The sequence below is a fragment of the Micromonospora sp. CV4 genome, from assembly GCF_003667455.1.
GTDB lineage: Bacteria > Actinomycetota > Actinomycetes > Mycobacteriales > Micromonosporaceae > Micromonospora.
In genome coordinates, this window is the sequence record NZ_RCVI01000404.1 from 19,061 (window position 1) to 27,726 (window position 8,666).

Annotated in this window: 7 protein-coding genes; 3 read left to right on the forward strand and 4 right to left on the reverse strand. The window is 73.2% G+C overall.

Annotated features, from left to right (window positions below):
* Positions 1-29: 29 nt before the first annotated feature.
* On the reverse strand, positions 30-893 hold the full coding sequence (locus EAD98_RS31085; protein WP_158609843.1) for a hypothetical protein: 864 nt from the start codon (positions 891-893) through the stop codon (positions 30-32).
* A gap of 84 nt (positions 894-977) precedes the next feature.
* On the opposite strand from EAD98_RS31085, the gene EAD98_RS27605 reads away from it, so the two are divergent.
* A complete protein-coding gene (locus EAD98_RS27605) occupies positions 978-1,946 on the forward strand; it encodes a hypothetical protein (protein WP_233583998.1) in 969 nt (322 codons plus the stop codon).
* 18 nt (positions 1,947-1,964) lie between these two features.
* Here the strand turns inward: EAD98_RS27605 and EAD98_RS27610 are convergent, their stop codons facing one another.
* Positions 1,965-2,750 carry a 2OG-Fe(II) oxygenase gene (locus EAD98_RS27610; protein ID WP_121656884.1) on the reverse strand — a complete coding sequence of 262 codons (786 nt, stop codon included), beginning with the start codon at positions 2,748-2,750 and terminating at the stop codon, positions 1,965-1,967.
* Positions 2,751-2,807: 57 nt separating this feature from the next.
* Positions 2,808-5,006 carry a tetratricopeptide repeat protein gene (locus tag EAD98_RS27615; RefSeq protein ID WP_121656885.1) on the reverse strand — a complete coding sequence of 733 codons (2,199 nt, stop codon included), beginning with the start codon at positions 5,004-5,006 and terminating at the stop codon, positions 2,808-2,810.
* Between the two features lie 359 nt (positions 5,007-5,365).
* Here EAD98_RS27615 and EAD98_RS27620 point away from each other — a divergent pair, with 359 nt between their 5' ends.
* The gene (locus EAD98_RS27620) at positions 5,366-5,938 is read left to right on the forward strand and encodes a hypothetical protein (protein WP_147457503.1); all 573 of its coding nucleotides are present in this window, start codon (positions 5,366-5,368) and stop codon (positions 5,936-5,938) included.
* A gap of 34 nt (positions 5,939-5,972) precedes the next feature.
* On the opposite strand, the gene murD is transcribed toward EAD98_RS27620, so the two are convergent.
* Positions 5,973-7,319: a UDP-N-acetylmuramoyl-L-alanine--D-glutamate ligase gene (murD, locus tag EAD98_RS27625; protein WP_121656887.1), complete on the reverse strand. Its 1,347-nt coding sequence runs from the start codon at positions 7,317-7,319 to the stop codon at positions 5,973-5,975.
* A gap of 82 nt (positions 7,320-7,401) precedes the next feature.
* Between murD and EAD98_RS27630 the strand changes: the two genes are divergently transcribed.
* Positions 7,402-8,666: hypothetical protein (locus EAD98_RS27630; RefSeq protein WP_121656888.1), on the forward strand; the 1,265-nt coding region annotated here is incomplete at its 3' end.

Consider the following 8,666-nt stretch of genomic DNA (forward strand, 5'->3'; position numbering starts at 1 on the left):
CCCTCCGGTCGCGGTCAGTCCAGTCGCGGTCAGTCCAGGAAGGTCGCGGCCTCGACGCAGGCCTCGAAGACGTCGGTGAGCCGGGCCAGGTCGGCGGCGTTGACCGAGTACTGGTTCTCGGTGATCTCACCGTGCGCGCTCATCACGCCCTCCCAGCACGCGGCGCCGTCCCACAGGGTCAGGTTGACGTGCCGGGAGGCCTCGACCACGCCCCACGGCAGCAGCCCCACCCGCACCCCGGCACGGCGCTGCGCCCGCACCAGCTCATCCAGCTCGTCGGTCACCCCGGCGTGCAGGAAGACCCGGGTGATCCGTACGCCCCGGGCCAGCGCCTCGACGTTGGCCGCCCAGTAGTGCCGCCCGATGTCGCCACGCCACCAGCTCAACTCGCCGCTGGCCCTCGGCATCACGTTGGTCACCGCGTCCAGCCGCCGTACGCACTCGCGGGTCCCGCCGAGCAGGTCCTGGCAGTCGTCGCCCGGCCGGATGATCCGCCCGGCGCGCAGCTGCTCGGTCTGCACCCGGAACCGTTCGAAGCGGCGTCGGGCCTCCTCGGCGACCCGGGTGCCCGGATGACGCTCGACCGCCTCCCGGGTGCCGGTGACCACCTCGGGCACCGCGTGCACCAGCCAGGACGGCCCCTCCAGCATCGTCCGCAGGTGGAAGCGGCGCTCGGCGCGGGCCAGCGAATCCACCAGCAGCGAGATGGTGGTGCCCATCAGCCCGGCGAGCAGCGATTCGACCCCGGTCGCCGCGTTCGTCAGGTCCAACGTGACGGAGAGCGAGATCGACAGCAGGATGCCGACCAGGGCGACCGGGTCGGTGTGCGCCAGCAGCCGGACGAACCCGCCGGGCGGTCCGACCCGACGGGGTCGGTGGAGCAAATCGGTCATCGAGGTACCTCCCGGGCGCCGACTGCCGCCAGGGTACGACGGGACGGCAAGAACGCCGTTCCGCCGGCCCGGTACGATCCGGCGGTGCCTGAGCTGCCCGTACCGCTGCCCATCCGGGTGTCGGGCGACCCGGCCGCCGGCATCGCCGGGTGGATCTGCGGGGAACCGATTCGCCGGCTGGTCGACCGCTTCGGCGGCAGCTGGCCGGACGGCGACCTCGCCGACGTGCTCCGCTTCCTGGACGAGTTCTCCGCCCGACACTGGGACTTCCGGGGCGGCCGCGAGCGGCCCGACGCCCGGGAGCCGGACCTCGACCCCGCCACCGTCGAGCTGGTGCTCCAGGCGGCGGCGGCCCTCGGCCTGATCCGGCCGGTGGCGCCGGCCCGACCGGCGTACGCCCACCTGGTGGTTCTCGGCGGCCTGGCGCACGCCTGCGTGCGCCGGGTCGGGTACGCCGCGCACCTGCTGCGGGCCGGCGTGCCGGTGCGCGGCGAGGTCGCCGTGCTGGGCAGCTTCCGACCGCTGTCCGACTGGGAACGCCGGACGCTGGCCGACGCGGGCCTGCCCGCCGACGACACCGAGGTCGACGTGCTCGACACGGCCGTCCGGCGGGTGTTCGGGGTGGCCGCCCCCGCGGAGCAGGACGGTGTCGACACCGGGCACCCGCACCACTCCTGGTCGTCGCGGACCTATCGGCCGGAGGGCCTGCCGCCGGTGCGGGTGCTCGCCGCGCCGTCCAGCGAACCGCACCGGCGGCGCGCGCACACCGCCGACACACAGCGGTTCTGGGCCGGGCACGTCCAGCTCGCCCCGGGCGACGAGGTGCTGATGGTCACCGCGCCGATCTACGTGCCGTTCCAGCACTGCGACGCGCTACGCACCCTGGCCGTGCCGTACGGCTGCGGCATCGACACCGTCGGGGTGGACCCGGCGCTGGCCGACCTGGCCGTGCTGCCCGAGCAGACGCTCACGCCGGGGCGCTACCTCCAGGAGATCCGCTCGGCGATCCGCTCGATGCGCGCCCTGCACACCGCCCTGACGCACCCGGTGTGACACCGGCGCCGTGGCTCCTCAGGCGAAGATCAGCAGCGGGTCGGTCTCCGCGCGAACGCCGATGAAGCAGGCCGCCGAGGTACGGCAGCCCGCCCGCACCTCGCGGACGCCGTGCATCCGGCCCGCCTCGAACATCACCAGATCGCCCTTGCCGGGCAGCACGGTGTCCAACGGTGGGCCGACCCGCTCCGGCTCGATCCCGTAGTCGAACGGGTCGGCCTTGAGCGCCACGAACTCCTCCTCGGACAGCGTCCCCCAGAAGTCGATCTCGCCACCCGCGCCGGGCTCCGGCACCTCCAGGTAGATGTTCACCCCCAACCGCCGGTGCAGCCGGTACGCGTCGAGCAGCGGGATCTGCCGGCGGTCGATGTGCGGGCGGCCCCGACCACCGGGCGTCATCCGACGCAGCACACCGGGCAGCATCATGCGACCGTCGTGCCGCCCGACCGTCGCCCCGTACGGCCACATCTCGTCCAGGTCGAGCCGGATCAGGTCGGTGGGTGACTGCTGCTCGGCGAACACGTCGTGGCGGATCAGCCGGGTCGTGTCGGCGGCGGTGTCCAGGTAGCGCTCGACACTGTCGCCGCCGTTCGCCACCTCGCCCATCGACGTGCCGACGCTGGTGAACTCCTTGGTGAGCAGGAAGTTCGCCTCGTCGACGGCGCGGACCACCCGGGGCAGCGCGGCGTCGCACTGCTCCGGCGGGTAGTACTCGCGGTGCCAGATCACGTCGATCTCACCGGACGCCAACTCCCGCAGCGACTCGGCGGTCAGTCGGTCCCGGCGACGCAGTTGATCGCTCACATCAGCTCCTCGTCAGGCTGGCTGCGGAACCGGAGCGGGACCTCGACGTCCCGTCCGTCACTCGCCACGAAGCTTCCTGAGGTCGGTCTCGGCCCGGACCGTGTCGGCGTGGTCGTCGCCGAGGATCCGCCGCCGGTCCTTGACCACCCCGGACAGCACCTTCTCCGCCTCGGCGGTGGCGCCGGTGGCGATGAGACACTCCGCCAGGGTGTGCCGGGCGGCGATCATCGCGACGTGCTGGACCTGCCGCTTGGCGCTGTCCGTCGAGAGGATCTCGCGGAGGTCGGCGAGGGCCTCCTCGACCTCACCCTCGCGCAGCCGGCACAGGTCCAGGGTGTGCCGGACCGTCAGGGTCTCGAAGTGGTCCGGCGCCCAGTGCCGCAGGCGGATCTCCAGGATCTCGGCCAGCTCGGCGTGCGCGTCGGCGTACCGTCCCTGGTAGACGATCGCGCGGGCCAGGCTGTGCCGCGCGGTCATGGTGTCCCGGTCCTCGGGGCCGCGCACCCGGTATTCCGCCTGGACGATGTCGCGCAGCTCGTCCTCGGCGTCGTGCCACCGGCCCTGTTCCAGGATGGTCCGGGCCAGCTTGTGCCGGCTGGCCAGAGTGTTGCGGTGCTCCCGTCCGAGCAGCGCCTCCCGGGCCGGGATGATGGCGCGCAGCTCGGTCTCGGCCCAGCTCAGATGCCCCTGCTCCAGCGCCGCCCGGCACCGTTCGTGGCGGAGGCTGAGCGCCGGCCGGCCGTTCAGGTCGACGCCGATGCGGCGGCACCCCGCCAGGCAGAGGTCCAGGAAGATCTCCGCCTGCCCGGGCAGGCCCACGGCCAGGATGTAGCGGGCGATCAGCCGGGCCAGATCGAGTGCGACGTCCAGCAGGTCGGGCCGGGTCCGGGGCAGGTCGCCGCTGTCGAGGAAATCCAACACCGCGCCCATCGTGGGTGGTGCCAGCAGGTGCCAACTCGCCCACTTGTCCGGCTCGTCGGGGTCGAACTCCTCCTCGCGAGGGCGGTCCGGGTCGCGCAGCCGAAGCGCGTCCAGCAGGTCGAGCACCAGCTCGTGGTATTCCGCCCGAGCGGCCACCACGTCGGGTAGGTCCCGGATCAGCTCGCGTACCAGTGGATGCAGGGTGACCACGTGGGCGACCGGGGACTGGGCCGGCAGTGACTCGATCACCCCGAGGTCGACCAGCGCGAAGTCCGCCAACGAACGCAGGACCTCGCGCAGCCGGTCCTCGCCGATCTCGCCGATCAGCGGCGAGGCCGACAGCCGGACCGGGTCGAGCAGCACGGCGTAGGGAATCGGCGCGTCACCGAGACACGCCAGCAGCCGGAGCACCGGCCGGGCCTGGTCGAGCCCGCGCCCGGCGAGCAGGTCCAGTGACATCTCCCAGGACTGCACCACCGGACGGACGGCCATGTCGAAGCCGCTGGAGCCGTTGCGCCGGATGCCGGTGCCGGTGCGCCGGTCCAGTGCCTCCCGGTAGTCGTCGTAGGTGCGGATCGAGGACCGGGTGGTGCCGACCGGGATGCGGTTGGCCTCGGCCAGGTAGGTGCCGGCGCCGCGCAGCGCCAGCGGGTGCCCCTTGAGCCGGGCGGCGAGCCCGGTCGCCTGGGCCAGGCTGCCGGGGGCGGTGCCGGCGAGGTCGACGAGCACCTGCGCGCCGTCCTCCGGCGACAGCTCGTCCACCAGGTACATCGTGGACCACTCGCCCCACGTGTCCCGTCGGCCGTCCCGGGTGGTGACCAGGACCAGCCCGTTGGCCGTACGCGGCTGGCGGAGCCAGCCCGTGCCGTCGGCGACCTGCCCGTCGGCGGGGGCCAGCAGAGTCGGCTCGTCGGCGTTGTCGAAGATCAGCAACCAGGGCCGGTGAGAGTTGTTCAACAGGTCCCAGACCAACTCCACCGGGCTGCGGGCCTTGCCGGCCCAGGCGAGGTCGAGCTGGTTCTCCGGAGCCTGGAGCTGGCCCGCGACCTCGCGCATCCCGGCGCTGACCCGCGCCGAGTCCTTCGCCGAGATCCACCAGACCAGCCAGCCACGTTCCTCGAGCTGGCGGGCCACCTCCTGAGCGGTGAGGCTCTTGCCGCAGCCGCCCAGCCCCCAGAGGATCTGCGTGGCCTCCTCCGGGGCACGCACCGTGCCGCCGGGCGGCTCGGCGGCCCGCAGGATCGTCTCGACCAGCTCGTCGCGGCCGCGCAGCGGCAGCCGGTTGCGGCGAGGCGGAATGATCGAGAACCCGGTGCCCTGTGCCGGCGCGGTCATCGGCCCGGCTCCGTGCGGCCCGTCTCCCTTCGGCGCGTCTCCGGGCTGCCGCGCTCCGGACGGCCCGTCAGGAGACGGGCTGGCCGGGTCCGGCCGGGCCGGTGAAGGGTGGGGCGACGGTGGGTCATCTGGCCTCCCGGAGGGGCGTGACGGCAGGCTCCACGATGGTCGGTCCACGCCGAGGGGGTGGCGGCCGACCGCGTGATCCGTGACCCCAACACTACCCGCTGAAGCGCACGCCAACACTCCGCGCAGCCGCACCAGGATGAAAGATGCAGTCCCGTCGGCGGGACGGCCGGTGGGTGCCGCTGAACGGTGGAGCCGAGGGCGGACTGGGGTACCGCGACTACCGTGGACGCATGTCGACTGTGGAGACTCTGGCGTTCATTCCGGTCGGATGGGGCGTCGACTGGGGATCCGTCCCGGACTGGTTCGGCGGCCTCGGCACCGTCGGCACGCTGCTCTTCGGCGTGCTCAGCCTGCGCCGTGAGTTGCGGGCCCGGCGCCGCGAGGACCGGGCCGCGCTGGCCCGACAGGCGCGGCTCGTCTCCAGCACCACCCGCACCGAGGGCAAGGGCGTCCTGCGCGTACGGGTCGCCAACGACAGCGACGGGCCGGTCTTCGACCTGGCCGCCACGCCGGTGGTGCACACCGGCGACCCGGGCCCCGGCGGCCGTCGGGTGCCGGTGGCCACGGTGACCGGCCCCGTCGACCGGCTCGACGGCGGGGCCGCCGCGGAGCTGTTCATCAACGTCGATCGCAGCGTCGACCTCAGCGGGTACGCATCGGCGACGGTGCAGCTGTGCTTCACCGACCAGCAGGGCAACCGGTGGCGGCGGGAGGGGACCGGCCAACCGCAGCCCGACCTCGGTGACGAGGCGGTGCCGGCCCGGCGTTCCTGGCTGCGCCGGCGTCCGTCACGACCCCGCTGAACCGTTCCCGCCAACCCGAGGGTCGCTCCGGGGGTCAGCCGGCGGTGTCGCGAACAGCCTCGGCGAAGACCTCGGAGCGGTGCTCGAAGTTGCGGAACCGGCCGTAGCTCGGCGCGGCCGGGGACAGCAGCACCACCCCACCGGCCGGGGTCAGCTCCCGCGACAGCCGCACCGCGTCCACCAGGTCGTCGACCAGCTCGGCCCGCACCTTGGGCAGGCCGGCGAGCGCCTCGACGATGCGGGCGCCGCTGTCCGGAATGCCGATCACGGTCAGCTCCCGCTCCGCCAGGTGCTCGGCGAGCGGCGAGTAGTCCAGCCCCCGGTCGTTGCCGCCGACGATCACGGTCAACGGCCGCCCCTCGTACGCGTCGATGGCGTGCATGGCCGCGTACGGGCTGGTGGCGAGGGTGTCGTCGACGAAGGTCAACCCGGACGGGTCGGTGATCTCGGTGAGCCGGTGGGCCAGCCCCTGGAACTCGGCGACCGCCACGGCGAGGTGGTCCTTGCCGGCCACCACGTCGACGCCCAGCGCGTCGAGCACGGCGAGCGCTACGCAGAGGTTGCCCTCGTTGTGCCGGCCGACCAGCGGCAGCACGGCGCGCGGAAAGAGCGGCTGGTCACCGAGGTGGAACCAGGGCGTGCCGTCGGCGCCGGTGGCGACGTTGGTGGTGTCGGGCCGACCCGCTCGGACCGCCGGCAGGGCCCCCAGCTCGTCGGCGAGCCGGGGGTCGGCGCCATTCACCACGATCGTCTGCGGGTCGTGGGCGAGCAGGTTGAGCTTGTCCCGGTAGTACTCCCGCTCCCCGCCGTGCGCGTCCAGGTGCTCGGGGAAGAGCGCGGTGACCGCCGCCACCCGGGGCGAGTCGGTGAGGTCGCTGCACTGGTAGCTGGACAGCTCCAGCACGTACAGCTCCGCCTCCGGCAGGTCGAGGGTGGGAACCCCGATGTTGCCGCCGAAGACGTTCGGCCGGCCCATCGCGGTGAGCAGGTGGCTGATCAGGCTGGAGGTGGTGCTCTTGCCCTTGCTGCCGGTGACCCCGACGGTGCGCGCGGCGTGGTCGGCCATCCACAGCGCGGTGCCCTGGGTGACCAGAACGCCGCGTCGGCGCAGCTCCACCAGCCACGGGTGGGTCTGCGGCACACCGGGCGAGCGGACCACCACGTCGGCGGCGGCCAGCCGTTCGAAACCCGCCTCGCCGGTGACCAGCGGAGCCGCCTCGGCCAGCGGGCCGTCCCAGGGCAGCGAGAGGAAGTTCGCGCTGTCGTCGACGGCGACCATCCCGGCCGGGCCGTGCGCGGCGATCGCGGTCACAGCTGCCCGGCCCTCCCGGCCGGTGCCCCAGACGGCGACGGTACGTCCGCGCAGGTCAGACAGGCGCACTGGGCTCTCCTCGGGGGTCGCGGCGGCGGCAGGGCGGGCCCGGTCCGGACACGGCCGGACGAACCAGGGCCTAGTATGGCGTGTGCCCAACGAGCAGCTCCGGCGGATGGACGCCTTCACCTTCCCGTCCTACTCGATCGACTTCGCCACCGGCGAGGTGTTGTTCGACTATGCCCTGACCGGCCCGGGCGGTGAGCAGCGGTTCACCGAGGTGATCACCCTTCCGCTGCCGGCGGAGCCGCCCTCGGACGAGACGGTGGCGACCCTCGGCCGGGTGCTGGAGGTGCTGCACCTCGTCGCCGGGGTCAGCTACTACAAGGCCGCCGCTCCGCCCCGCCTCGTGCTGCCGGCGCCGCTGGGCGCGGCCACCGTCGACTACGTCACCGCCGTCTACACCAAGGGCCTCGCGGAGTACGCGTACCGCAACCAGCTGCCGCACGTGCTGGAGCTGCGCCCGGAGGTGCCGACCGGTGCGGTGACGCCCGCCCGGGTCTACGACGACTCCGACCGCCGTCCGCTCTCCGCGGTCGGCGGCGGCAAGGACTCGATCGTCAGCCTGGAGGCGCTGCGCCGGGCCGAGCTGGACCCGGTGCCGTTCTCGGTCAACCCGAACCACGTGATCGTCTCGGTCAACGAGGCGTCCGGGCTGATCCCCCTCGCTGCCCGGCGGCGGATCGACCCGGTGCTGTTCGACCTGAACGCGGCCGGCGCGCTGAACGGCCACATCCCGGTCACCGCGATCAACTCGCTGATCGCGGTGGCGACCGCGGTGCTGCACGGGCTGGGCCCGGTGGTGATGTCCAACGAGCGCTCGGCGTCCGACCCGAACCTGGTCTGGAACGGTCACGAGATCAACCACCAGTGGTCCAAGGGAGTCGAGGCGGAGGGGCTGCTGCGCGGCGCGCTGGCCGAGCACGCCGGCCTCACCGAGCCGTACTTCTCGCTGCTGCGCTCGTTGTCCGAGCTGCACATCGCCCGGCTGTTCGCCGAGTTCACCCGGTACGACGACGTGGTGACCAGCTGCAACCAGGCGTTCAAGCTGCGCGACGCGAGCGAGCGCTGGTGCCGCGACTGCCCGAAGTGCCGGTTCGTCTTCCTGGCCATGGCGCCGTTCATGGCCCGGGAGCGAGTCACCCACATCTTCGGCGGCGACCTGCTCGCCGACCCGGAGCAGATCCCCGGCTACCGGGAACTGCTGGGCGTGGACGGGCACAAGCCGTTCGAGTGCGTGGGCGAGGTCGAGGAGTCGGTGGTGGCCCTCGGCCTGCTCGCCGAACAGGACCAGTGGCGCGACGCCCCGGTGATCCGCGCCCTGGTGGACGCCGTCCCCGCCACAGCCTGGTCCGC

Coding starts and splice junctions, on each gene's coding strand:
- EAD98_RS31085 (WP_158609843.1), bottom strand. CDS start 893: ATGACCGATTTGCTCCACCGACCCCGTCGGGTCGGACCGCCCGGCGGG.
- EAD98_RS27615 (WP_121656885.1), bottom strand. CDS start 5,006: ATGACCGCGCCGGCACAGGGCACCGGGTTCTCGATCATTCCGCCTCGC.
- EAD98_RS27620 (WP_147457503.1), top strand. CDS start 5,366: ATGTCGACTGTGGAGACTCTGGCGTTCATTCCGGTCGGATGGGGCGTC.